The organism is Flavobacterium panacis, from assembly GCF_024649945.1.
Classification (GTDB): Bacteria; Bacteroidota; Bacteroidia; order Flavobacteriales; family Flavobacteriaceae; genus Flavobacterium; species Flavobacterium panacis.
In genome coordinates this window covers 90,058-113,544 of record NZ_JANKMS010000014.1, presented here as the reverse complement: position 1 = coordinate 113,544, position 23,487 = coordinate 90,058, and the positions used below count along the sequence as shown (strand labels likewise).

Annotated in this window: 23 protein-coding genes; 11 read left to right on the top strand and 12 right to left on the bottom strand. The window is 33.0% G+C overall.

Annotation, left to right across the window (positions count from 1 at the left end; all coding sequences use genetic code 11):
- Position 1: 1 nt before the first annotated feature.
- The 6 genes from NQQ59_RS23095 to NQQ59_RS23070 all read right to left on the bottom strand — a co-directional run bounded on the left by NQQ59_RS23095 (position 2) and on the right by NQQ59_RS23070 (position 6,994).
- Entirely contained in the window at positions 2 to 4,378 is a 4,377-nt protein-coding gene (locus NQQ59_RS23095) for a CusA/CzcA family heavy metal efflux RND transporter (protein ID WP_257698444.1), read from the bottom strand.
- 76 nt (positions 4,379 to 4,454) lie between these two features.
- Positions 4,455 to 4,832: a hypothetical protein gene (locus NQQ59_RS23090; protein WP_144212398.1), complete on the bottom strand. Its 378-nt coding sequence runs from the start codon at positions 4,830 to 4,832 to the stop codon at positions 4,455 to 4,457.
- A gap of 177 nt (positions 4,833 to 5,009) precedes the next feature.
- A complete protein-coding gene (locus tag NQQ59_RS23085) occupies positions 5,010 to 5,552 on the bottom strand; it encodes a hypothetical protein (protein WP_144212396.1) in 543 nt (180 codons plus the stop codon).
- A gap of 21 nt (positions 5,553 to 5,573) precedes the next feature.
- The gene (locus NQQ59_RS23080) at positions 5,574 to 6,095 is read right to left on the bottom strand and encodes a hypothetical protein (protein ID WP_144212394.1); all 522 of its coding nucleotides are present in this window, start codon (positions 6,093 to 6,095) and stop codon (positions 5,574 to 5,576) included.
- Entirely contained in the window at positions 6,073 to 6,540 is a 468-nt protein-coding gene (locus NQQ59_RS23075; protein ID WP_144212392.1) for a hypothetical protein, read from the bottom strand. Before NQQ59_RS23075 ends, NQQ59_RS23080 begins: the two co-directional genes overlap by 23 nt.
- Positions 6,541 to 6,544: 4 nt before the next feature.
- A complete protein-coding gene (locus tag NQQ59_RS23070; RefSeq protein ID WP_144212390.1) occupies positions 6,545 to 6,994 on the bottom strand; it encodes a hypothetical protein in 450 nt (149 codons plus the stop codon).
- A gap of 247 nt (positions 6,995 to 7,241) precedes the next feature.
- Between NQQ59_RS23070 and NQQ59_RS23065 the strand changes: the two genes are divergently transcribed.
- The 8 genes from NQQ59_RS23065 to NQQ59_RS23030 all read left to right on the top strand — a co-directional run bounded on the left by NQQ59_RS23065 (position 7,242) and on the right by NQQ59_RS23030 (position 15,137).
- Positions 7,242 to 9,260 (top strand): sensor histidine kinase, encoded by a 2,019-nt coding sequence (locus NQQ59_RS23065; RefSeq protein WP_144212388.1) that lies wholly within the window; start codon positions 7,242 to 7,244, stop codon positions 9,258 to 9,260.
- Between the two features lie 2 nt (positions 9,261 to 9,262).
- Positions 9,263 to 10,003: a LytR/AlgR family response regulator transcription factor gene (locus NQQ59_RS23060; RefSeq protein WP_222104865.1), complete on the top strand. Its 741-nt coding sequence runs from the start codon at positions 9,263 to 9,265 to the stop codon at positions 10,001 to 10,003.
- A gap of 231 nt (positions 10,004 to 10,234) precedes the next feature.
- Entirely contained in the window at positions 10,235 to 11,077 is an 843-nt protein-coding gene (locus tag NQQ59_RS23055; protein WP_144212384.1) for an STAS domain-containing protein, read from the top strand.
- Between the two features lie 15 nt (positions 11,078 to 11,092).
- On the top strand, positions 11,093 to 11,491 hold the full coding sequence (locus NQQ59_RS23050; RefSeq protein WP_144212382.1) for an STAS domain-containing protein: 399 nt from the start codon (positions 11,093 to 11,095) through the stop codon (positions 11,489 to 11,491).
- Positions 11,472 to 11,888 (top strand): anti-sigma regulatory factor, encoded by a 417-nt coding sequence (locus NQQ59_RS23045; RefSeq protein ID WP_144212380.1) that lies wholly within the window; start codon positions 11,472 to 11,474, stop codon positions 11,886 to 11,888. The genes NQQ59_RS23050 and NQQ59_RS23045 overlap by 20 nt, the downstream gene beginning before the upstream one ends.
- Complete coding sequence (locus tag NQQ59_RS23040) at positions 11,881 to 12,894, top strand: SpoIIE family protein phosphatase (RefSeq protein WP_144212378.1); 1,014 nt, start codon at positions 11,881 to 11,883, stop codon at positions 12,892 to 12,894. The genes NQQ59_RS23045 and NQQ59_RS23040 overlap by 8 nt, the downstream gene beginning before the upstream one ends.
- 2 nt (positions 12,895 to 12,896) lie before the next feature.
- Positions 12,897 to 14,519 (top strand): sensor histidine kinase, encoded by a 1,623-nt coding sequence (locus NQQ59_RS23035; RefSeq protein ID WP_257698443.1) that lies wholly within the window; start codon positions 12,897 to 12,899, stop codon positions 14,517 to 14,519.
- A 288-nt stretch (positions 14,520 to 14,807) separates the two neighbouring features.
- A complete protein-coding gene (locus tag NQQ59_RS23030; RefSeq protein WP_144212376.1) occupies positions 14,808 to 15,137 on the top strand; it encodes a DUF4870 domain-containing protein in 330 nt (109 codons plus the stop codon).
- A gap of 111 nt (positions 15,138 to 15,248) precedes the next feature.
- On the opposite strand, the gene NQQ59_RS23025 is transcribed toward NQQ59_RS23030, so the two are convergent.
- The gene (locus NQQ59_RS23025; protein WP_144212374.1) at positions 15,249 to 15,545 is read right to left on the bottom strand and encodes a winged helix-turn-helix transcriptional regulator; all 297 of its coding nucleotides are present in this window, start codon (positions 15,543 to 15,545) and stop codon (positions 15,249 to 15,251) included.
- A 94-nt stretch (positions 15,546 to 15,639) separates the two neighbouring features.
- Between NQQ59_RS23025 and NQQ59_RS23020 the strand changes: the two genes are divergently transcribed.
- The 3 genes from NQQ59_RS23020 to NQQ59_RS23010 all read left to right on the top strand — a co-directional run bounded on the left by NQQ59_RS23020 (position 15,640) and on the right by NQQ59_RS23010 (position 19,182).
- Positions 15,640 to 15,885 carry a redox-active disulfide protein 2 gene (locus tag NQQ59_RS23020; RefSeq protein WP_144212372.1) on the top strand — a complete coding sequence of 82 codons (246 nt, stop codon included), beginning with the start codon at positions 15,640 to 15,642 and terminating at the stop codon, positions 15,883 to 15,885.
- Positions 15,886 to 15,992: 107 nt separating this feature from the next.
- The gene (locus tag NQQ59_RS23015; RefSeq protein WP_144212370.1) at positions 15,993 to 18,347 is read left to right on the top strand and encodes a mechanosensitive ion channel family protein; all 2,355 of its coding nucleotides are present in this window, start codon (positions 15,993 to 15,995) and stop codon (positions 18,345 to 18,347) included.
- 238 nt (positions 18,348 to 18,585) lie between these two features.
- Positions 18,586 to 19,182: a Crp/Fnr family transcriptional regulator gene (locus NQQ59_RS23010; protein WP_144212368.1), complete on the top strand. Its 597-nt coding sequence runs from the start codon at positions 18,586 to 18,588 to the stop codon at positions 19,180 to 19,182.
- Positions 19,183 to 19,320: 138 nt separating this feature from the next.
- On the opposite strand, the gene NQQ59_RS23005 is transcribed toward NQQ59_RS23010, so the two are convergent.
- From NQQ59_RS23005 to NQQ59_RS22985, 5 genes are read right to left on the bottom strand one after another with little or no spacing between them, the layout of a single operon-like run.
- A complete protein-coding gene (locus tag NQQ59_RS23005) occupies positions 19,321 to 19,692 on the bottom strand; it encodes a group III truncated hemoglobin (protein WP_144212366.1) in 372 nt (123 codons plus the stop codon).
- A gap of 30 nt (positions 19,693 to 19,722) precedes the next feature.
- Positions 19,723 to 20,490, bottom strand: coding sequence for an ABC transporter permease subunit (locus NQQ59_RS23000; protein WP_144212364.1), 768 nt, complete (start codon positions 20,488 to 20,490; stop codon positions 19,723 to 19,725).
- Positions 20,474 to 21,157 carry an ABC transporter ATP-binding protein gene (locus NQQ59_RS22995; protein ID WP_307777160.1) on the bottom strand — a complete coding sequence of 228 codons (684 nt, stop codon included), beginning with the start codon at positions 21,155 to 21,157 and terminating at the stop codon, positions 20,474 to 20,476. Before NQQ59_RS22995 ends, NQQ59_RS23000 begins: the two co-directional genes overlap by 17 nt.
- Before the next feature lie 35 nt (positions 21,158 to 21,192).
- On the bottom strand, positions 21,193 to 22,425 hold the full coding sequence (locus tag NQQ59_RS22990) for a nitrous oxide reductase family maturation protein NosD (protein ID WP_144212360.1): 1,233 nt from the start codon (positions 22,423 to 22,425) through the stop codon (positions 21,193 to 21,195).
- Positions 22,426 to 22,453: 28 nt separating this feature from the next.
- The gene (locus NQQ59_RS22985) at positions 22,454 to 23,458 is read right to left on the bottom strand and encodes a nitrous oxide reductase accessory protein NosL (RefSeq protein ID WP_144212358.1); all 1,005 of its coding nucleotides are present in this window, start codon (positions 23,456 to 23,458) and stop codon (positions 22,454 to 22,456) included.
- Positions 23,459 to 23,487 lie beyond the last annotated feature (29 nt).

The window sequence follows — 23,487 nt, the reverse complement described above, 5'->3', positions numbered from 1 at the left end:
TTTAAATATTATTAAGATTTTGCAGTGTAATCACCGCTTTATTGTAAGCATTCAATGCATCTAAGTATTCACTTTTAATGGTAATTGCCTGATTTACCACCAAAACCCATTGTAGATAATCAATATCTCCATTTTGTAATTGACTGCTTGAAGCCTCAATAATGGTCTGCGCATTTTTCAATCCTTCTTTTTCATAATAATCAAGACTTTCTTGGTATTTTTTCACTTCTCGATCGGCATTGGCAATCGTTGTTTGAACTTCAATTTTTGTTGCTTCTGAAAGTGCTTCGTAACTTTCATATTCTGCTTTTGCAGCTCTTTTTCGCTCACTCTGACTTGTAAAGAAAATAGGAATGGAAAGACCAGCATTTATATAATTAAATCTTTGTCCACTATCGTAATAAACCTCTTGACCTGAAGTGTTAGTTTGACTTCCGATTATACTTAAATTGTTGTATCCTAAAGTAATTTCTGGAAGCATTTTGGCGCTTTCCGTTTTCCATCTATACTTCGCTGATTCAGATTCGAATTGTGATCTTTGTACCGCTGGAAGATTTTCTGCTTTAAGATTTTCAATAGCCGAATGATTTAGAACAGCTTTTAATTTTTCCTTTTTAGGAGTATAATTCACTTTGTCTTGTAAAACGGAATTAAATGAATTTAAAGCGATTTCAATATCTCTATTGACCATGACAAGCTGATTACTGTAGAATTGTCGAGCAGACTGTGAAGCACTTTTTTCTAAAACATTAGCTTCACCAGCTTTAAATCTCAAATCCGACTTTTTCTCCATAATTCTGTAGATCGAATCGGCGTAAACCAATAATTCTTTTTTAGTGTTCAACCACAAATAGTCGTAATAAAGAATACGTACTCTCGTTTTAACTTCCTGTGAAGTTAACTGGACTTCCGTTTTAGCTTTATTAAAATCAGCTGTTAAAGCTTTCTTTTGATTGCTGTAAACAGTTGGAAATGCAAATGTTTGACTTATTCCGAATCTCGTGTCTTTTTGCGCACTGTTAAATTGACCGTAATCGGCATCGATTTGAGTTTGTGGTAAATTATATCCCGTTTTCTGCAAATGACTTTTAGACTGCTCATTTAACTTAGCCGATTTCACTGTTCGGTTATTTTGAATAGCAATCGAAACAGATTCTTCTAAAGAAATTGGCAATTGCTGCGCTTGCGCCATATTACCAATAAAAAGAATGCACAATAAAAAGGTTAGATTATTCATGTGTTTTTTTCTTTTTTTAGAAAACCCTTTTGCGTGGTATGTCATTAAATAAATGGCAGGAAGTACAAAAAGCGTTAAAAGAGTCGCTGTAACTAATCCGCCAATTACAACGGTTGCCAGCGGACGTTGTACCTCTGCTCCTGCTCCGTTACTTAAAGCCATTGGTAGAAATCCTAAAGAAGCTACAGCAGCCGTCATTAAAACGGGACGTAATCTGTTTTTGGTTCCTAAAAGAATGATATCAAAAGGATTGGTAATTTCACCCTGTTTTTGTATTCGGTTAAACTCCGAAATCAAAACGATTCCGTTTAAAACCGCTACACCAAAAAGTGCAATAAATCCAACTCCTGCTGAAATACTAAAAGGCATGTCGCGCATAACAAGTGCAAAAACGCCCCCAATTGCAGATAATGGAATTGCCGTAAAAATGATAATTCCTTCTTTAAATGATCGGAAAGCAAAATACAGCAAAGCAAAAATCATTAATAGAGCCGCTGGAACTGCCACTCCCAATCTTGCTTTGGCTTGTTGAAGATTCTCAAACGCACCTCCGTAAGTAATATAATAACCTGGATCAAATTTAATTTGCTGATTCACTTTTTGCTGTAATTCTTCAACAATAGACTGCACATCTCTTCCTCGAACATTAAATCCGACGATAATTCTTCTTTTTGCATTTTCTCGCTGAATCTGATTTGGACCTTCTACTTCTTCAACACTTGCCACTTGATAAAGCGGAATCTGCATTCCAGATGGCGTTGCAATCAAAAGATTTCGAACATCTTCGATTCCTTTTCTTCCATTGTCTTCGACACGAACAACCATGTCAAAACGTTTTTCGCCTTCGTAAATACTTCCTGCAACAGCTCCTGCAAAAGCAGCATTAATGGTTCTGTTAATATCTACAACACGTAAACCATATTTCGACATTTCTGCCCAATTGTAATCAATTACGATTTGAGGCATTCCTGTTACTTTTTCAACATAAAGATCGGCTGCACCTTCAACAGTTTTACTAATATCTCCTAGTTTTTCAGCATATTCTGAAAGTTTCTGAAGATCTTCTCCGTAAATTTTACAAACCAAATCTTGCTTTGCTCCTGTCATTAACTCATTAAAACGCATTTGAACCGGAAACTGAAATCCAGTCGTAACTCCAGGCGCAATTCTCTTAACGGTTTTCGTCATTTTATCGGCAAGTTCTGGAAATGAAGAAGCGCTTGTCCATTCTGATTTGTCTTTTAAAACAATAATCATATCTCCACCTTCAATTGGCATTGGATCGGTTGGAATTTCAGCACTTCCAATTCTGGAAACTACTTGTTGTACTTCTGGATATTCTTTCTTTAATTCTCTCGAAATTTTTTCGATGGTTTCCGTTGTAGTCGAAAGGTTTGTTCCCAACAATAATCGTGTTTCTACAGCAAAATCTCCTTCTTCTAATTGCGGAATGAATTCTCCTCCCATTCTTCCGAACAAAACAACAGCAATTCCGAAAAGTACAAATGCAGCAATAACGATCGATTTTCTAATACCCAAAGCTTTTGTAAGCCAGCCTTCGTAAGCATTTTCTAATCTTGCCATTACTCGGTCTGAAAGATTCTTTTTATGACTGATTTTTTTACTTAGAAATAAAGCACTAATCATTGGAACATAAGTAAGAGACAAAATAAATGCTCCTAAGATCGCAAAAGCAACTGTCTGTGCCATTGGCTTAAACATTTTACCTTCAATTCCTTGTAAAGAAAGGATTGGAAGATAAACGATCAGAATAATAATTTGTCCAAAAACTGCTGCGTTCATCATACGAGCAGCAGATCCTGTAACTTCTTTATCCATTTCCTCTTGAGAAATAGCGTTTATGGCCTTATATTTTTTAGCACTGTGAAGATGATGCAAAATGGCTTCTACAATAATTACAGCTCCGTCTACAATTAATCCGAAATCTAAAGCTCCTAGACTCATTAAATTACCGCTTACGCCAAAAGTATTCATCATAATAATGGCAAAAAGCATCGCCAACGGAATAACTGATGCTACGATAAAACCTGCTCTAAGATTTCCGAGAAATAAAACTAAAATCAGTACTACGATTAAAGCGCCTTCAATTAAATTCTTTTCTACAGTTCCGATAGCATTGTCTACCATTTTAGTTCTGTCGAGAAAAGGTTCAATTTTTAAACCTTCAGGAAGAATTTTTTCAATTTCGGCAATCTTGTCTTTTACATTGACAATTACATTATTGGCGTTTTCTCCTTTCAGCATCATTACGATTCCTCCAACAGATTCTCCATATTCATCTGTGGTCAAAGCACCGTAACGAATAGCTGACGAAATTTTTACATCGGCAACATGTTTTACCAAAATAGGAAGACCACCTTGTGTACTTTTAACTACAATGTTTTCAATATCTTTGATGCTTTTAGCTAAACCTGTACTTCTAATATAAGATACCGTTGGACCTTTTTCAATATAAGCTCCACCCGTGTTTTCGTTACTGCTGTTTAAGGCTGTAAAAACTTCACTTATCGTTAGATTCTGGGCTTTTAATCTCGCTGGATTTACTGCAATTTCGTATTGTTTTAATTTCCCTCCAAAGGTTGAAACATCTGCGATTCCCGCAGTTCCTAAAAGCTGTCTTCTGATAGTCCAATCCTGAATTGTTCTCAGATCTTCTAACGAATATTTCTCTTCGTAACCTGGTTTTGGTTTTAAGACATATTGATAGATTTCTCCTAAACCAGTTGTAACCGGCGCCATTTCGGGTCTATTGGCATTTCGGTCAATTTCTACCTGTTGCAGCCTTTCTGTAATCTGCTGTCTTGCCCAATATACGTCGGCATCATCTTCGAAAACAACACTTACTAATGAAAGTCCGAAACGAGAAATACTTCTGCTTTCCTTAAGATGCGGAATATTACTAATGGCTTGTTCGATAGGAAAAGTGATTAATCTTTCTACATCTTCAGCACCAAGAGAAGGCGCTGTCGTGATAATTTGTACCTGATTGTTTGTGATGTCTGGTACGGCATCAATTGGTAATTGCGTAACCTCGTACACACCGTAGATAATCCACAGCAGTGTAAAGATTCCAATTGCCAGTTTGTTCTTAACTGAGAACTGAATTACTTTATTAAGCATAATTTATTAATTAAAAAATAATACATGAGCGACCAAAACGAAATGTCTCAGCCACAGCAAAAAATTTAAAAATTAATTATGCTATTGGAGGTCTAAAAAGGGAAAGCAGATTCGGATCTGAGAAAAGATCGGATCTGTAAGTTGGAATTTTGGATTGTGGTAAATCTGGATTAAAAGGAACTGGAAGCAAATCTTTATCATCTAAAAGAAAGACAAAATGAAAGGAGCTGCTCGAGATTGTCTTAAAAGGAAGCTGCATATCGCGATCGCCATCGTTATCTTTTAAATCTTCTCCCCAGTAATGCATCGATAAGAAGTCGATGAAACTTAAATCCATTAATTGTTTGTGCTCTTCAAAATGCTGTATCAATACCGGCAGTTTATAAAACTGCTGTACAAAACTGCTGTTTGAAGCAATCAGAAAAATAAATATGTAGACAATTTTTTTTCGCACAGCGCAAATTTAACCCAAATTATAGAATTTTCCACCATTAAAAATAGTTTGAATATATCTTTTAACAATTTAGAAATATTAAAATGTGGCTTGATTTCTTTCTAATTGATTCTTTCTGACGTTTTAAGAAACCAAAAAACCGAGTTAAATTGGGTAAAATTCAACTCGGTTTTTATTTTAAAGCTTATTATATTCCAATCCGTTTGCATCGGCATAAGGCAGTAATAAGTCCATTACTTTGGTGTATCTTAGATCGAGCTCTATTCCTTTGGTTTCATCGAGCTCTTTTGCTGCTGCATCAATTTCTTCGTCACTTTTGCCTTCGTCAATCATCTTGGCAATCATCATAAAATCTCTGCTTTGAATTTCGTCTGCGTATTCAAACAATTCGATTCCTGCTTTTATGATAGGTTCTGCGTCTTTAGTAGGATTTAAATTTTTTATTCTTTTAATATCTTCCTTAAAGGTATTGGCGTAAGCAAACTTAACTACTTCTATACAGGTTGCCTTTTTCATGGTTTTTCCGTCTTCGGTAGGAAGTTGCAAAGTTCCGTTTGCTTTGTGCTGACGAATTTCTCTAAAAACTCTTTCAAAACTGGACGGAATTTTATTGGTATTCAGTCCTACTGTATTAAAAATATCATCCGGACTGTCTTTTATAAAACTGCAGGAAGTCACAACCATCATTAGTATTAAGAATGAAGAACTGCTAATTTTCATAAAATATATTTTTAGTATAGTTTAATTTTTGTTTCTGAGATGTGTTTCCTCTATCAATTTATCTATTTTCAGTAAGATAAAATGTTCATATGCTTTTTGAATTTCCAAACTTTTACGTCCAGAACTAAACCCTTCACTGATTCTGTAGTTTTTAACGAACTGATTTTTATCAGCACCTAAAGCGTAATACCAGCTTCCCATTTCTGAATGAACAAAAACAACTGCTTCATCCAGTTTCATTATTCTCTTTCTTGAAAATAATGGATTATTTTTATAAACTGCATTCGTAGAAACATCAAATATATAATGAATTTTTGAACCAATCATTATATCATACAAACTATGTAAAACAAAGTATATCAATAAAATACAGATTCCCCAACGCATGGCTTCGTCCATATAATGATGTAGAAAAAATAAAGCTGCTAAACCGACCAATATTCCTCCCAAAAACCACTTTGATAATTGCAGTGAATTCTTATTGGGATACAAAGTAAATCTATTTAAGGTTTCTTCAATGTTATATCTTTCGTGAATGTTCATTTATTTTTAAAATTGCATTGATTTCATTCATAAGTTTCTGCATTGATCTTGTTGTAAAACCTTGTGCAATTCCAGTACATTTTTCTTTGTCATTTTTGATATAATATAGATTCAAAGAAACATTTGTGGTTATAAGATTCTGTTTGACTTTTACCAATTCAAAGTTTACAAAATCAGCAACAGGAATCTCGACTGGTTTGTTAATCAATCCATTTTTAATGATGAAAGCATTTTTATCAAGATCGATTATAAAACTTTGTGCCCAAATTGAGATCAAACACAAAATCGTCAAAATTCCGAAAATCCAGATTAAGGCAGTATTTTTATAATAGATTCCTCCAATTGTAAACGCTAGCATCCCAATTACCACCAAAAGGCCAAAACCATATTGTCTTTTCATGACAAACTGGTTACCGCTTTTTTCGAATTTTGTTAATTCCGTCATTTCTTTAATCGATTTTAACGCCGTCAATAATCAAAGAATCAGAAATAAGCGAAATGTAAGCGCTACTATAATCTCCATTAATTTGGTCACTCATAGAATCAATTCTCCCTTTTGTAAAATCAAATTTTCTCATTGGCAGTTTTCCGTAATTATCCGTCATTGTGATCATACCGTCAATTCCTGCTTTATTTTTCATGAAAGTCGCTAACAAAGGAATATCTTGTTTTTCCAGATCAAGAGAAAAATAGTAATTGTTCTTTACCTCATTGGTTTCAGAATTAACCACCGATTTTGTAAAAGAAAAGGTTACCGATCTTACAGCAGCTTTGACTACTTTGTTTCCATCTTTCAAAGAAATTTCAACTCTGATGCGTTTATCATCTTGCTGACCGTATGTCAAAACAGAGAAAAAAAGAGTTGCAATAATTGTTATTGTAAAAAAAATCTTATTCATAATTTATAGTTTTAAAAAAAATTAATAATGAACAAGATTACTACTAAGATCAACTCACGACAATTCGAAATTGGCAAATGGAGGTTTTTGATTTTTATTTGGTCATCCCTTTCTAATATCCCGAAACAGCTCTTTTAAAATATACTTCAATGCAAAGTTTACAAAGGATTTTCTTGTAAAAATTACGGTCACTTTTTTTTGGTCAGTCACGACTCAATTTGTACTTTGGCAGTAATTACCACTATACATGCGTCCAAAAAACACTTTTTTTCAGATTAAAAATAGAACCTGCAAATGGTTTATCTGTTTGTTGATTTTATGCTTTTCTAATTTAAATGCACAGCAAATTTCTTCTATAGAAAAAATTGCTGCTTATGGATTTGAAAAACGTTTTTCTGATTCTTCTTCCTCCAAAAAAATACAACTACAGGCATTAGAATTAGCCAAAAAGAAAAACAACATTGATGATGAAGTAATTTGTTATGCTTATCTGGCTCTAACTCAAAGACGATTGCTGCATTTAAAAGAATTTACCCGCTATGCTGATACTGCTTTTATTTTAAGTGAAAAATCAAATAAAATACGAGTTAAAGCTTTTGCTTATTTAGCCCAGGGAGCTTTAAAATCGTATATCGATGACAAGCCTCAAGCATTAGATTATCTACTGAAAGCCTATACACTTTTTTCTAAAATAAAAGCACATGATCAATGCGCTAAAATTGCATCTGATATTTCGTATTTGTTTTCTCCCGCTTCTCCCGAAAAGGTAAAAAAATATTCCAGAGAAGCGTTACAACATGCCGCTAAAGCGGGTGATGCAGAAAGTCAATTGTATGCCAGACTTGCTTTTGGGGGTTATCTAACAGACAGATTAGAATCTGGATATAAACAAGAATGGATTGTAGCGCTTAATTTCTTTAAAGAAACGGTTGCTTTTGCAGAAAGATATCCGAGTCAGATTATTAGTAAAAGTAATCTCGGAATCGCTTACATCAATCTGGCAGATCTTTATTCTAAAGGACCAAAACCAACTGACGAAAAAGCAATGCTAAACAATCTCAGGAAAGCAACTGAAATTGCTAAAAAATATAATGTAAAAATCATTTACCGAAGCGCAATAGGGCTTCAGGGAATGTATTACACTCAAAAAGGAGATTACACAAAAGCTGAATTGTTATTTATTGAAGGAATTAAATATCAGCTTAGTCTGCCTTATACAGATAATTATTTACTGGCTACTTTTTACAATTGTTTAAAAGACGTTTCTGTAAAAAGAAATGATTTTATGGCTTATTACCGATACGATACTTTGTACAACCAATACAATCAGTTAAAATATAATGAAAGCACGCAAAAGCTTTTACAAAATGCAGATGCACGATTCGAATCTTCTAAAAAAATAGAACGCATCCAACAATTGGAACTGGAGAAAGAACTAGCACAAAAAAATAAACTTCTAGGTTACGGAATTGCAGCCGTTTTATTAATTGGATTGATCTTTATGTTCCGCTCTTATTATTACAGACAACGTTATTATTTAAAACGCGAAGAAATTCTAAAACAAGAACAGGCCAACAGTGATTTGAAAGTTCAGTTAATGGAAAAAGAAACCATAGAAAATCTTGCAGCAAGACTTTCGCTGGAAAGGAGATTATTACGTTCGCAAATGGATCCGCATTTTATTTTTAACGCTTTAGGAAATATTCAAAGTATGATTTTGCAGAAAGATACCATTCCAGCAGTTTCTTATTTAAATAAATTCGCCAAGTTGACCCGTCAGATTTTAGAACAATCCAGAAAAGAAACTATATCTCTGGAAGAAGAAATTGGCACTTTAAAAAATTATATTGAGTTACAGCAGTTACGTCTTAACAATAGTTTTGAATATGAAATTATATGCGACGAATCTATTGAAAATGATATTTTTATTCCGCCATTATTGATTCAGCCATTTATAGAAAATGCTGTCGAACACGGATTAAAACCAAAACCAAAAGAAGAAAAAGGTTTACTAAAGATAAATTTCACACAAATGAGTGATCAGAAAAATCTAATCTGTACCATAAAAGACAATGGTATCGGACTTGCAGCTTCGCGTAAACTCAAAATAAACGAAAATCATCAGTCTTTGTCAACGATTATAACAGATGAAAGATTGACCAAAATGCAGAAAGAATATCCGAATGCCGGTTTTAAAGTTTTAGAAAGAGAATCTGAAAATGGCGAAACAGGCTGTATTGTTATTATCAACATTCCAATCTTATAAATATGTATAAAACTATAATTATTGAAGATGAACAGCGTATACGCGAAGCTTTATCTATTATGCTTGAAATGGTTGCTCCAGATAAGGTTCAAATTATCGCTTACGCGGAAAGTACAGAGAAAGCCGTTAAGCTGATTGACCGTTTAAAACCTGATTTGGTTTTTATGGATATCATGCTCCAAAACGGAACCGGTTTTGATGTTTTACAGCAAATTTCGTTTACTTCTTTTCATCTTATTTTTACCACTGCTTACGAACAACATGCTGTAAATGCTTTTAAATATAGTGCGATAGATTATCTTTTAAAACCAATTGATCCCGATGAATTGAAAACGGCGATTGAAAGAATTGCACTTTTACAGGAAAGAGTTTTAGAAAAACAACAATTAAGCGAATTACAAAATAATCTTTCTAAAACACCAGACCGAGTTATTCTTCCAACGCAAGAAGCGATGTATGTTGTTAAATTAGACCAAATTCTAAGATGTGAAACTTCGGGTTCCTACACTACTTTTTTTCTAACAGATGGTCGAAAAATAATGGTTTCTAAACCGCTCAAAAACTATGAAGATATTTTAGAACCGCCAATGTTTTTCAGAATTCATCAATCCCATTTAATCAATGTCAATTCGATTGTAAGTTATTCTCGCGAAGGAATGGTACATATGAATGATAAATCGGTTGTTCCTATTTCTAGAGGAAAAAAAGAACAGTTTTTTAAATTAATGAAAGAGGAAATTTAAATTAGTGTAAAACATCAGAAATAACTCTCTTTTATCTTTTTTGCATTTAATATTCACAAATTAATATTTTCTGCTCTTTTAACATAAATGATTAATTATAACAGCTTAAATGATGCTCCTAGTTTCAAAAAATTAATTTTTCATCATTTTTAAATTTAATAAATCTTTTCGCATACAATTTAATGTTATATATTTGATAGAGAAAATTCCAAAATTTAAAGCAAAAAGCAAATGCAAAACAACGTACTAGGTGTCTTAAAAGAGCACGAAAACAAGTTACTTACAATATGGTCTCAAATTCTTTTAGAGAGTGGTGCAGATGATGGAGCGGTTGAAGAAGAAGAGTCAAAAGAATTTGCTTCATTCTTTTTAACTGCATTAGCAAAATCTGATGAAAAATATGAGAACTCACAGGAGTTTGAAAAAGTTCAAGACCTTATTGTAGGAATCTCATCTTCTAGAGGAAAACGTGGATTTTCTCCAAGAGAAAACGGACAATATTTAATTTCGTTTAAAGAAGCTGCATTTCGAATTCTTGCTGAATTAATAACAGATCCTCAAGCACTTTATGACGCTAATCTAAAATTGAGTGCTATTTTAGACAATATGATGATTATGACTTTTGAAGCCTTTATGAAAGGAAGAGAAGACGTAATCTCTAGACAAGTTGATGAAATTAGCGAAATCTCTACACCTGTTATCACCGTTTGGGATGGTATCGTTGCTTTGCCAATTATTGGAACTTTAGACAGTTCAAGAACACAAACTGTAATGGAAAGCCTTTTACAGCAAATTGTTGATACCGGAAGTTCTATTGCCATTTTGGATATTTCTGGTGTTCCAGCTGTAGATTCTCTTGTAGCACAGCACCTTATTAAAACAGTGAGCGCAACCCGTTTAATGGGAGCTGAATGTATCATTAGCGGTATTCGTCCAGAAATTGCTCAAACAGTTGTGCATTTAGGAATTGACCTAAGCGGTATTACAACTAAGGCTTCATTGGCAAGCGCTTTACAAACAGCTTTTGAAATGCTTCAGTTAACTGTTGTCAAAAAAAGAAAAATTGTAGAATAAAGATTTCGGGTTTATATGGAAAGAATTCCTATACTTAAAATGGGAGATTTTCTGCTTGTTACTATACAAGTAGATTTGTATGATCAATTGGCAGAAAATCTTGAATCAGATTTAATAAATACTATTAGTAAACATAGTTCAAAAGGTGTTCTAATAGACATTTCTGCAGTTTCTATTATAGATTCTTTTATGGGAAGAATCCTCGGAAACATTGCCGTAATGTCAAGAATATTAGATGCACAAACCGTTGTTGTTGGAATGCAACCCGCAGTTGCCATAACATTGGTAGAACTTGGATTATCTTTAAATGGAGTCATAAGTGCCTTAAACGTAGAAAGAGGCATGGATTTACTTCGCTCAAAAATGCACATAAGCGAAAACGAAGAGCAGGAGTATGACGACGATATCGAATAGCAAAGAAGAAGCTCCTGTTGTAAAAGAACAGGACGTTGTACCATTGCGCAATCGTGTAAAAGAATATGGTGTAAAAGCTGGTATGAGTATTTTAAATCAGACCAAACTTATTACGGCCACTAGCGAACTTTTGCGTAATCTTCTGAAATATGGTGGTGGTGGAAGAGTTATTATCGAGTCCGTGAGCAACGGCAAAGATAATGGCGTGCGCGTTACTTTTATTGATAACGGCCCCGGAATAGCCGACATATCTCTAGCAATGAAAGATGGATACAGTACAGGAAAAAGCATGGGATTAGGTTTACCAGGAACAAAAAGACTTGTCAATGAATTTGACATTAAATCAGAACTCGGAAACGGTACCACCGTTACTATAACAAAATGGAAAAATGGATAATACGTTTTCCACTTATAAAATTGATGACAGAAGTCTGATAGCTTTTATAAAAAGAGAAATACATAATCTTGCCCTTCAATTGGGTTTTACCCCTCACAGAGCTGCCGAAACAGATATTATTGTGGCAGAACTTACTTCAAATCTAATGAAATTTGCGAACGGTGGCGAATTACTGTATCGTGCTAATTTTAATGGAGAGCATAATGAAATCGAAATCTATTGCCTGGACAAAGGCATTGGTTTTGATAATGTTGCCAAAATTATGAATGACGGTTATTCGTCTTCTAATACACTTGGTCATGGTTTAGGTTCCATTAAAAGACTAAGCAATGATTTTCAGATTTACTCCATGAAAAATTGGGGCTGTGTACAGTATGTAAAAATCTGCGAAAAACCAGAACTCGAAATTCCTTCTTTAAAAAACGGATTAAATCCTACTACTATTGCTGTAAATTATCCAGGTGAAAAACTTTGCGGAGATGGGTATTATATAAAACATAACAGCAAAGGATTTCAGATATTTGTAGGAGATGGATTAGGACACGGAGAAAGTGCTAATGAAGCAGTTGAAGCTGCTATAAAAGCCTTTAAACAATCTGTAGAAACCGATCCAACTACTATTTTAAGAGATATTCATTTAAAAGTAAAGAAAACCAGAGGATTGGTTGCAACAATAGCATCAGTAGATTATAAGTCAGAAGTTTGGAATGTTTGCGGGATTGGCAACATCAATACCCGAATTTTTAACGGATTAGAAAATAAAACCTATACTCCTTATAACGGAATTATCGGTCATAATATTCCAAGAACACTGAACAATACCGTTGTTCCTTATAAAAAACATCAAATCATCATTATGCATAGTGACGGTTTGCGAACAAGATGGAGTTTAAACGACTTAAATTCTATTTTCAAACAAAGTCCCGGCATCATTGCAGCTGCAATTTATAAGGAAAATGTAAGAGGAACTGATGATGCAACAATTTTGGTCGGTAAAATAAACTGAGCATGATAAAAGAGATCATACAAATAAATCTTGATAACGAAATGGACCTGATATTGGCTCATAAACGTTGTATGAAAATTGCAGAAATGTGCGGTATGGCCTCTTCATTTCAAACTCGCTTTTCGACCGCAGTATCAGAAGTTGCCCGTTGTGCCATTGCCAAGGGAACCAACTCTTTATTGGTACTGGGTTTGAACATCATAAAAGCAACTCAAAAAGAAATTATAGCGGTTATTACAGATACCGCAGATTTAAAAAGCTGTAGTCCTGAAGCCTTTTTATATGCTTCAAAAATCTCTGGAAACATTCAATATAGTTATGTTGACAATCAGTCTGTAACTAAAATAAGTCAGCCAATTTCGGCACCTGGACTTTTGTCCGAAACGAAGATCAAAAGCATTATCGATTATTTTAAATTCGAACCGCCTTTATCTCCGTATGACGAAATTAGAAAGAAAAATATTGAGCTAATTGCGCTTTCAGAAAAACTAACAGAAAGCGAGAACAAATACAAACAATTAGCTAATACAATTCCAATTTTAATTTGTGTTTTGAATGAACGCAATACAGTATTATTGGTAAACGAATCTTTAGAAAATTATCTAGAAGTTCCTCTCCTTACTTTTGATAAAAAAACGTTAATCAATTTTATTCATTTGGAAGATATTGACACTATCCTAGAAGGTTGGAACAAAGCCAAACAAAACCGATCTAATTTCTTAGGTGAAACAAGGATCAAAAACGGCTCTGACTATATCTGGCACTTAGTTTCTATAGTTCCAAATAAAGCAGAAGACGGAAGTTTTAACAGCTGGCTTGTCTATTTTGTAAATATCAACGCTCAGAAAATGATGGTGGAAACGTTGAAAGACAACACCGAATTAAAATTAACGAAGAACGAATTGGAAAGCGCCAACTCTAAACTTCGTTTTAAAAATAAAGAATTAGAACAATTCGCTTATATTGCCAGTCACGATCTTCAAGAACCACTTAGAAAGATTATGATTATGCTTTCAAGAGCGGGCGAACATTTAAGCGAAGACCAAAAGAAAAAGTATTATTTTGACCGAATTACATTAGCTGCCGGCAGATTATCCAATTTAATTACAGATGTTCTTAATTATTCTAGAATTGAAAATAAAGAACAATATTTTGAAGAAGTAGATTTAAATCAAGTTATAATCGAAGTTTTAAGCGATTTAAGTTTGGTTATCGAAGAAAAAAATGCTGTTATAAATGTAAATCCGTTGTCAAAAGTTTTCGGACTTGATACACAGCTTCGCCAATTATTGTACAATTTGATCAATAACTCGCTTAAATTTAATACAGATCAGCCAACAGTGACTATTTCGTATGAAGATGTTCCGAAAGATGAAAAACTCACGACTTCATCTGAAAATTATCATGTAATTTCGATTGCAGACAACGGAATCGGAATGGATGGCAAATACTCAGAACGTATATTTGATATGTTTCAGCGTCTTCACGAACGCGATCAATATGGCGGAAATGGTATCGGACTTGCTTTGTGCCGAAGAATCATTGAAAACCACAACGGTATGATCAACTTTAGCAGTAAACCTGGAGAAGGAACCACATTTTGGATTTATCTTCCGAAAAAATAAACTGTTTTTTACTGCAAAGTTCGCAGAGTTTTTTGAAATGCGAGATCTATAAAAACCAAAGAACGCAAAGTTTTTCTATAAAGCTTTGCATTCTTTGGTTTTTATAAACAGTCGATTATTAAAGATCATTGTGAACTTTACGGTTAAAAAAATGGAAACTTGAAATAAAAAACAAACAACATATAAATTCATCCTCCACCAATACCAATCAAAACCTACAGATAACAAAGCAGCTATTTAATTTTTCATTCATCATATCTATTTTTGAAGTAATAAATAACTAAAACGATGAATAATAAAACCCTTTCTATTTTGAGCTATGTCACTATTATTGGTTGGATTATAGCTTTTGTTCAAAGTAAAGACGTAACTCCAAAAAGCGACTTGGTACGTTATCATTTAAAACAAGGATTCGGAATTTTTCTGGTTTCTTTACTGGTAAATGTTGCATTATCTATTGTTGTTGCTATTGTACCAGCACTTTACTTTTTAAGCTATGTTGGTTATGTGATTTTCATTTTATGGATTTTTGGAATCATTAATGCGGCAAACGAACAAAAGAAACCAATTCCGGTAATTGGCAAAATGTTCGAAGATAAATTTGATTTTATCAACTAAATATCATTGCTTTTTTTAGCTGACGTTTTTATTTTTTGGATGTAGGATTTGATTCTCAGAGAATCTCAGTGATTTCATAGTCAGCTGAGCAGATTTGAGGATCTTTTCTACTTAATTAGAAAGACCTTCCAATTGCTGGAAAACCGGGATTAAAGCTTTTCCTTTTTCGGTTAAATTATATTCAATATGGAGTGGCTTTAATTTAATTGTAATTTTCTCCAAAAGACCTTCTTCTTCCAACTCTTTCAAAGCCGTTGCTAAAGACTGTTTATTTGAACCCTGAATCTGTCTCAACAACATATTAAATCGCAAAGGCGACTCAACAGCCAAACGAAAAATTTCTGCTTTCCATTTTCCTGATAACATTTTTAAAAGTCTTTGTGCAGGGCATGTTTCTTTTTCTTCCATATCATTTTATAGGGTAGTCAAAAAAATATGACTTATTGTTTTGGAATATTTTTTAATTAAATTTTGTAAAAAAATTATAATGTAAAAATATAAAATGAGAGCAAAGAAACCAAGCGAAATGAGTATTGAAGAACTTTTAAAAAAACAGAAAACAATTCTCTATATAATTTATTTTCTCTTAGCGGCATCCATCATTCTCTTACTCATCATTGTGTTTTTATGCCAAGAGACCACACTTTCTACATTAATGGTAATTCCTTATTCACTAATTCCCATTGTTATTGTGAATTCGAATTCATTAAAAGAAATAAAAAAAGAAATCACTTTCAGAGATATCTAATCAGAATCTGAAGATAAAATAGGCTAATACGTCTAATTTAATTTTTTGTTGACGAAAAGTTTTATAAAAAAAATTAAATTTGGTCTCCCTAAATAAGCCTTAAAATTATGATTTTTCAAAAAAGAACTCCTTATTTCTTCTCCTTATTTTTATTTCTTTTTCTTGCATTTCAGACTAATGCACAAGAACAAAAAACTGTTAAAAAAGAAAATCGAGGCAGATTATTCAACGATACTACAGCCACAGACAGTGATTATTTAATAGCAATAGAAAAAGCTGGAGAAGTTTTAGAATCAGCTTACAATGACATTGATTTTGCTGGAGATACACGTCATCTTTTTGGCGATATGAAACGTACAGAGAGTAAACTGGATTTAATTTTAGCCAGTTTAAAAGGAGCAAATCCGAATGTACGCAACCAACAAATGTATCGCGTTGTACTGCAAGAAATTCAACAAGAATTAGAAGAACAGAACAAAGCTATTAATGCACGTAATCTAGATCTTGAAAACATTAAAAAACGTGTTATTGATCTTCGAAAAGACAAAACCTTAATTAGTTTATTAAAAGACACCATTCGTCGTCAACAATTTCAAAAAGAATTTGGAGATCTTAGAAAAAAATATGTCGGAACAGACAGTTTAATGACTAAAAACCAAACGACTTTAAACAATAAAAAACGTCTTACGGTTCAAAGAAAAATTGCCGTTTCTAATGCTTTGGTTACTGTTGAAAGCAAACTGGAGAAATCTGGAATTAGTATTTTCAACAAAGAATATCCTTCGCTATGGCAGATCAGCGATTCGGCCGTAAAGAAAAAGGTAACGCACAATATTAAATCTAAAATTATTATTGAAGAAAACGTTGCTGCCTATTACCTCGGATATAAAGCTGGAGGCCTAATAACTTTGTTTTTCTTTATGGGACTTTTGTTTTGGTACATTTCCAGAAACATAAAATACCTAAGAACAAATGGTTATTCGGAGAATCTTTCTCTTCTTAATTTTAAATATCTAAATCGTGGTGTTTTACTGCCTGTTTTAGTTATTGCCTTAAATATTGCAGTAGTTACCAATTTGTATGCTCCTGCTCTATTTTTAGAATTAATTCACCTTTTCTTGCTTGGAGTTTTAATTTTCCTCTTCAAAAATCAATGGTCAGGAGTTGCTATGAGAAATTGGCTTTTCCTTTTAGGATTGTTCTTTGCCCTTTGTTTCTTGGATTTATTTATTACAATCGGATTATTGCAGCGTTTTGCTTTTGTAGCGATTAACATTTTAGGAATTCGTTATGGTTTAATTCAAATTAAAACACTTAAAGAAGAACTTTATATAAAAGGCTTTTTTAAATGGGCAAGTATCATTTTTATTGGCTTGAATGTACTGTCAATTTTATACAATTTATTTGGAAGAGTTTCGCTTTCTAACATGTTAAGTTTAACAGCTTTTATTTCACTTACTCAAATTGTAGCTTTAAGTGTTCTTTTGAAGATTATTTTGGAAATTATTCTGCTTCAAATTTATACCACTAGAGTAAAAAGAGGAATTGAAAAAATGTTTGATTATGAAAGTTTATCAGACAACCTTAAAAAACCATTTATCATTGTAATCAGTTATATGTGGCTGATTGTAATTGCATCAAATTTGAATATTTGGGAGTCACTTCGTTCTTCTTTAACCAAGTTGTTAAGTCATCCAAATACAATTGGAAGCATCACGTTTACGCTGGGTAATATCGTTTTATTCTTCATTATAATCTGGGCAGCACATTTATTACAAAAATACGTGGCTTATTTCTTTGGTGAAATTGATGATGAAAACGAAGAAAACATAAACAAAAGGCAACATTCAAAATTATTGATTACAAGATTAGTAGTTTTAATAAGTGGTTATCTTTTGGCTGTTGCCGCTTCTGGAATGCCTTTGGATAAATTAAGTATTTTATTAGGTGCTTTAGGTGTCGGTGTTGGACTTGGACTTCAGAATATTGTAAGCAATTTTGTTTCGGGTATTATCTTAATTTTTGACAAACCTATTCAGATTGGCGATGTTGTAGAAATCAGTTCTGAATCGGGTCGCGTAAAATCGATGGGATTGAGAACAACTAAAATTAATGCTCCAAATGGTGCCGAAATTATTATTCCGAATGGTAATTTATTATCTCAAAATATTACCAACTGGACGTATACTGATAATTTTAAATTGGTTGAAGTAACTTTTGAAATTAATGGCGAAACGATTCCAGAGGAAATCAATAGTGTCGTAAACGAAACGCTTACTAATCTTCCACTCGTAAACAATTCGAAACCATCGCAAATATATTATAGTTCCATTTCTGATGGAAAGTATAAACTTTTAATCAAATTCTGGTGCAGTATTTACAGAACAGAAGAAACGATTAGTTTGGCACGACAAGAACTTTACGTAAGTTTCAAAAACAAAGGTTTAACTTTTTCAAGTTAACTCAAAACAAACATTATATTAAGAGCTGTCTCTCAAGGACAGCTCTTCAATTCTCTTTTTTCAGGCTTTTTCTTCGAAAAAAAACAATCTTCTTCTACTATTTAAACCTTATTATTTTGGTTTCAAAAAGAAACAACTAAAAGCTAACAATTATCATATTTTCTTTTAAATTTGATTCATTTCTTTGCTTTAATTAATACTATACCAAACACTTAAACCATTTCTTCAACGTTTCGACATGCATATCGATACTGATTTACTATATACTTGGGGAGCTGTAGCTAAAAAGGTTGCTAAAAATTCAATCATCTTTTTTGAGAACGATTGTGCGATTTCCTATTTTCAGATTTTGGAAGGAACTGTAAAAATGAGTTATACCAACGAAGACGGTAAAGATCTCACTGTGGGCGTTTTTAATGAAGGAAACAGTTTTGGTGAACCGCCACTTTTTATTGGACAACCTTACCCTGCTACTGCAATAGCTCAGACAGATTGTGTAATCTTAAAATTATCCAAAACAAACTTCTTTTCTTTTTTAGAAGAGAATCCTGAAATGCAGTTAAAAATCCTTAAGCTATTTGCGTGGAAAATCTACAATAAAATTGTCTTTTCTAAAAATATAGTCAATCATAAACCTGAATATCGCATTCAGTACTTTCTAGATAATTTAAAAAAACAACATAATATTGGAGCTTCTATAAAAATGAAAATTCCGTATACTAGACAAGAAATTGCAGATTTTACAGGTCTTCGTGTAGAAACAGTAATACGAACAATATCATTAATGAGTAAGAATAGAAAAATCGAAATTATTGATCATAAATTGTTCTACTAATTTCGTTCTATATGATTTGAATCATACCAAAACAAAAGGATTTTTTCTTTTTTTGTATAAGGTTAAAAGAAATTATTAATTCAGTCTTGATATCTTAAAAGATAAAAACGGGAACTTTTTTGAGATCCCGTTTTTGTATTAAGAAACAACTTTGTTCATCATCCATTTGGAAATATTTTCTGCTCTTTTTTTTATTTCTTCTGCTTTTTCACCTTCAAACAAATCATCTACTGTTTTTTTCCAAAGTTTTGTCCAATGCAGAAAATGAGTTTTAGTGAGTGAACTTTTTTCATCAAGCGTTCGATGTTTCAACATCGGATTTCCATCAAAATTTCCTGTATGAAAAAGAACATTATCCCAGAAATCATACATTATTGGAAGATGTTTTTCCCAATTGATCCTAGCTACTTCTGTAAATAAATACCCAATGGTTGCATCTGTTTTTACCTTCAAATAAAAAGCATCAACCAATAGAATGATATCTTCTTTATTTCTAATATCTGTTTTCATATTTCTTTTATTTCTAAATAAACAAAAACATTAAAGATCTTTTCGCTCAAATTTTCTAACTGAAATAATAAATGGAATTAGTATCCATAAAACCAAAAGAGAAAAAGAAATCACCAATCCGATCGCAGTTCCAAAAAAATCTTTAAAAATAGCTCCAGTATATCCCATCATAGCAGACTGATCCAGATGCAGCAAAATCTGAATTCGTGCCAAATCTATTGGACTCAAAGCTGTTACTCCCACCATCGCTTCTTCAATTGGATATTCGGCAAACTGGAACAAAAGAAACAATACCAAAGCATCAAAAAGTACGGCAAAATATAGCCAGAATAAAATAGACATTCCAATTCCTTTTGCCTTATCTCGCGTGAGAATGCAGCTCAAAAATGCCAACGACACAAAAACAATGGAAATCAAACTTCCAGATAAAAGCATGATTACTCCAGCCATTCCAGGTGAATGGACTAAAAGTGGTATTCCGGCTCCAATAAAAAAAGCCAAAAACATAGCGATTGAAAGTCCCGCAAACAAACTGATCCAGATTTTTTTTCTTTTGATGGGCTGACTCAGTAAAAGTTCGATAAATTCAGAACTGTTGTAAATATAAATAGTCGAAAAAAGAACCGATACCAATGGAACTGTAAACAAAATTACATTCAGAATCGTTAAAAGTCCTTTAGATGTATTGTCTTCGAGCATAAAAGATCCCCACGAAAGCAAGCCCAAAATTAAAGCATAACTTACAATAATCTTATTTTTCAGAATGTCTAACAAGACGATTTTAATAATTCTGTTCATGCTGTTTTTCTTTTAAAATAGTGGCTATGGATTTGGATATTTTGGTTTCTCCCGTTGATTCTAAAAGATCCTGAATCGTTTTATGAAAATGTACTTTTCCTTCCTGCATAAAAATAATCTGCGTAATCATATCATCGAGTTCACTTAGTAAATGTGATGTAATCAGGATTAGTTTTCCTTTATTTCTTTCTTTGATGATTTTCTCTTTCAGAATTTCGGCTGCCAAAGGATCAAGTCCTGCAGTGGGTTCATCCAGAATTAAAACATCAGGATTGAAAAGAAAAGCTAATGTTGCACTAACTTTTTGCGTTGTTCCACCAGAAAGTGTCCGCATTTGTTTATCTCTCATTTGATCAAGTTTAAAATCTTTAATCAAATCTTCGTCTAATTCATTTTTTGAATTTCTGATTTGTTTGATCATGGCGATAATCTGCTCGATGGTCATATTATCGGGATAACGTCCAATTTGGGGCATATAGCCAATATTGTTTCGATGTTCGAACTTCTTTAAAATAGATTCATTTTGGAGAAGAATTTCACCACTGTCAGGTAAAACCATTCCTAAAATCGATTTAATCAAAGTGGTTTTTCCACAACCGTTCGGACCGATAAGCGCAATACATTCTCCTGCTTTAAATTCTAGACTGACATCTTGTAAAACCTTCAATCTGCCAAATTTTTTATTTATATTTTTTAAAGTAATCATAATACAAGAGATTTCATTTCGGGGGTTTCGTCGACAAAATTATCTGGAGTTATACTCGGAAGGATTTTTTCTGATTTATCTAAAAGCGTAATCATAAAACTTCGGAACAAGAGCATTGCCGAGGGATTGTTTTCTGTAATGACCGCAAAAAGACTCAACGGATGAAAAGGCACATCTCCTATCCCGTCCCGATTGAGATCATAACCTTCATATTTATCCCAATAATTATTATTGAAGTGATTGAGCACTAAACTTCCATTTGTACTGATATCGAAAGTATTGGAAAGAAAATTATTAAACGAAATCACATTATCCATGCAACTCGCCTGAACTTTCATTCCCCAACCGTTATCTTTAAAAATATTCTTTTCGAGTTTAACCCTGCTGGTTCCTTCCATATAAATTCCCGAAGTATTTCTGACAAATTTATTTCCAATAATATAACTATCTGAGATTTCCTTGAGTAATAAACCATAAGCTGCATCGCCCCAGTTTTCTTCAAAATAATTGTTGAACATTTTTACGTTTTTGGTAAACATGACTGCTACTCCTGCCCCATTATTTTTAAAAACATTAGAAATATAAGCGTCATCATTAGAAAACATGAAATGAAGTCCGTACCGAATATTCTCTTTGGAAACATTTCGCCAGATCACCGAATTAGAAACAAATTCAAAATAAATTCCGTCGCGATGTCCCGAAATTTTGTTGCCGATGATCCGCATATTCTCGCTTTTCCAACAATGAATTCCGTTTCCAATGCGTTGCTCTTCTTTTTGATACGCTTTTATGGTATTGTTTTTTATAATGCAATTGGTTCCTTTCTGAACATAAATTCCAAAAAAGTTATTCTCCAGAAAATTATCTTTTACTTCAACTCCGGTTTTGTTGTATATTTTAATTCCACAGGGATCATTCAGAGACCCAAAACCTGAATTAATAACTTTAAATCCTGAAAAAGATACGCTGTCGGCTTTTATAGAAACCACTTCGTACTTTTGTTGGCCGTCTAGGATTGGCAAGTTTTTTCCCTGCAGAATTATTTTTTTATCTACAATAATATTACCCTCACGATAAACTCCTTTATGAACTAAAATAGTATCACCAGACTTTGCCAGTTCTATTGCTTTTTTGATTGTTTTTATAGATTTTTCGGGACCAACTTCAATTTTTTGTGACCAAAGACAGTTGAAAAACAATAATAATGAAAGACAAAATTGTAGTTTCATGTGGTAAGATTTTAATTAACGAATGGTTCTACTTTTTTAGAATATCATTCCATTCTGTTTCCAATCCTTTTGATTGTGCTTCAAATGCTTTAGCTTCACTCTTACTTAAAAAAGCGGCAATATTTCCATTCATCGGACTTTTTATAGTTCCTCCTGAAACGAAAAAAGCATTTTCTGCTGAAATTAGTTCATTGTTCTTCGTATAATCATGAACATAATAGGCTTTAATTTTAATGTCCGTATTCTGTTTGCAATAATGTGCCATACAGGCAATATCATCAAACTTGTAAGCTCTACCTTTTTGAGTAATGATTTCCGCTCCATGTCTCCCATCGCTGATTCCCATCATGCAGAAATCACAATTATCGACGTTTAGTTTAATCGGAACTGGTTTGTCATTGGAACAGGAATATAAAAAAGCGGAGATTAGAAAAAGACTTAAAAATCGACTAGATTTCGGTGTCCTATATTTTTCTTTTACAGTAGCAGCAAAAAGTAAAACTCCAACAGCTATAAGCATCCATCCGCCTATATCGGGCATTGAATAAGCCCCAAAGTTTAGCAATTGTTTGTATCCCAACATTGGAGGCTGGTACGCCATTCCAGGTACTCTGATAGCAGCATTCGGGTCGAGATTATGCCCGTATTCATAATTCCATCTGTAGAAATCGCAAGCAGACAATATTCCGAAAAGCATAAAAGAAAAAAAGAATATAAACAGCGATTTTCTTTTTGAACTCCACGCACATACTAATGAAATAATACCTAAACCTCCTAAAATAAAAGGTAAAACCTTAAATTCAATAAAGTCTTCTGTATGCAATGTCTTCATCCCGATGTAATGATTCAATCCGTTGATAATATCAACATCTCCAGCAATTTTAGAAGGGTGAAGTTTTAAAACCAGACCTTCTGGATATTGTGGTGCAGTAAGTTCAATTCTCCAAATAGGAAAAAATATAGCTCCAATCAATAAAAGTCCCGATAAGATGAGTACAATTTTGGAAAACGTAGATAGTTTTTTATTTCTCATAATAATTCAAAATAAAAGGGAACAAAGAA